The following is a 2,222-nucleotide window of genomic DNA, read 5'->3' on the forward strand; positions in this document are numbered from 1 at the left end:
GGTCCACATCCCGCCCATTTGGGCCGGGCCAGAGCCCAAACCACCGCCAATCGCGCATTCTCAAACGGGGTCTTAGAGCACGACTTGCTGGAAAGCAGAGACATACGTCGGAAAGCCATGAATGCCGAGGTTTACGCTCGGATGTTGTTCGCGGCATTAGAATATGTAAGTTGGCAGCCGGCCAACGGAGCTGAAGCAGAAGACGGTAAGCTCTCGACACCTGAACTCATCGGTTTGCTTGTTGGGGTCCACAACGAACTTGATTGGGCCTGGAACGGTCCCACAGACATGCTCGACGAGGAGGTACTCGCCGACCTGAGGACATTGGGTTGGGAGCCCGAAAAACGGGATAAGCCTGCCTAACACTACCTGGGCAGTCTGAAGTCAGGCGGTGGCCTAAGCTTGCGCTGGCAGTGCGGACATCGGATTGGCGTGACGAGGTCGGCGAACAGTCGTGTCATAATGGCGCGGCGTAGAGCTGGCAGGCTCGGCGATGGTGGCGGTCCCGGAACCTGACCCGGCATTTTTCCCCGACCCCGCCGGGCGCTGCCCGGCGAGGCAGAGGTGCTGCAGATAGGCAAAGGCGATGCAGGTCATCAGCGCGTGTCGGTGCAGCCCGGTCCAGGACCGTCCCTCGAAGTGGCCCAAGCCCAGCTCTTGCTTGAGCTGCTGGTGCGCCTGCTCGCAAACCCAGCGCGCCTTGATGGCGGCCGCCAGGGCGCGGAGCGAGGTCCGGGGCGGCAGGTTGGAGAGGTAGTATTTGCGCTCGCCGCTTGAGCGCCACTCGCCCACCAGCCAGACCTCGTCGCCCGGCAGGTGCCGGTTGTTCGCCCAGGTCTTGCCGTCACCAACCCGCACGCGCGTGGCCGCGAACCGGGCCGCGAGAGGACCCTTGGTGCCCTGCCGCCAAGTCACTCGGCGCCAGGGTAGCCCAGCCAGCACCGCCTCAGCCTCCCGGGGCTCCTGGTCCGGCACCGGGCGCCGCTTGCGGCCGCCGGGCGGAACCAGCTGAACATCGGCACCGTAGACCTTCTGGTTGCGCGGGATGCCCACCGCCCAGGTCAGGCCGCGCTCGCTCAAGCCGACCCGAAACGCCGCGCTCGCACCGTAGCCGGCATCGGCCAGCACCATGCCGAACCGCACCCGGGCGGCGATGAGCCGGTCCAGCTCGGCCAGCGCAATCGCGCCCTTGCTGCTGGCCACCACCTGGTCTTCTGGCACACCGGCCGCCGCGCAGCGCTCCGGGTCGTCCACCCACTTCTCCGGCAGGAACAGCCGCAGGGCGACAGGCACCGGCACCTCCGCGCCCGCCAGGATCAGCGAGACCAGCACCTAGCAGTGAGCCCGCTTGCCCAGCTGGCCGCAGTACTGCCGCTCAACCCCGACCGAGAGCGCGCCCTTCTTCGGCAGCGCCGTGTCGTCCCTCACCAGCGCCGCCCGCGACCTGCCCATCAGCCGATCCGCCTGCTCGGCTAGCACCTGCCAGAGCGGGGTGTCATCCCAGGCCGGATTGGCGATGAAGTGCTGCAGCTGATCGTGCCCGCTCAACCCCAGAGAAGCCGCCATCGGCTGCAGGCTCTTGCGCTCGCTCGGGCCAAGCCGCCCGCGCAGGTATAGCGGCGCCCAGTGCCGCCGCTTCTTGTGCCCGAGCGCCGCCAGGAACGGCGCCAGCCAGCTGTCCAGGTCCTGCACACCACGGCCCATTGCCTGCCTCCCGGAGGCTAAACTCCTCCAACAGGTTCAGCGACAACGCAGGATGGCGTCGATAGTGCCCAGGTAGTGCTAAGAAGCTGTACGCGAATAAACCCCTTACGGCACCTGGGTTTGGGCGGCGATCCGCCGCGAGATGATGGAGATCATTGCAATCCAGATGTGCCCGGCAAAGAGGTCGGCGGCGCGGTCGTAGACGATGTTGAGTCGCCGGTAGCGGCTGAGCCAGGCGAACAGCCGCTCCACAACCCATCTGATCCCGTTCGGCAGGAATCGGCCGTCCCACGTGCCGCCAGGCGAGATGGAGACATGGATGTCATGCTCAAGCGCTGCCGTGGCGAAGGGCGCACCCTTGAAGCCGCTGTCGCCGAGGAGGTCACTTTCGAAGCCGAGTGCGGCCAGCCGCGGCAGCATCGGCAGGACGCCCGCGCGGTCGTCCGTGTTGGCTGGCTGCAGTTCGAGGTCGAGCAGCGAACCGTGCTTGTCGCAGACCACGAACAGCTTCACACCCA

2 protein-coding genes and 1 pseudogene are annotated in these 2,222 nt (G+C 66.7%); 1 reads left to right on the top strand and 2 read right to left on the bottom strand.

The genetic code is table 11. The features are described 5' to 3' along the window. Window positions 1–363: hypothetical protein (locus JMJ56_RS32965; RefSeq protein ID WP_236039063.1), on the top strand; the 363-nt coding region annotated here is incomplete at its 5' end. A gap of 33 nt (window positions 364–396) precedes the next feature. Here the strand turns inward: JMJ56_RS32965 and JMJ56_RS32970 are convergent. Continuing rightward, window positions 397–1,704 (bottom strand): annotated as a pseudogene (locus JMJ56_RS32970) (IS701 family transposase). 105 nt (window positions 1,705–1,809) lie between these two features. Beyond that, a partial coding sequence (locus JMJ56_RS32975) for a transposase (RefSeq protein ID WP_202836097.1) occupies window positions 1,810–2,222 on the bottom strand: 413 nt, incomplete at its 5' end.

The sequence above is a fragment of the Belnapia arida genome (genome assembly GCF_016773205.1).
In the GTDB taxonomy this organism is placed as follows: Bacteria; Pseudomonadota; Alphaproteobacteria; order Acetobacterales; family Acetobacteraceae; genus Belnapia; species Belnapia arida.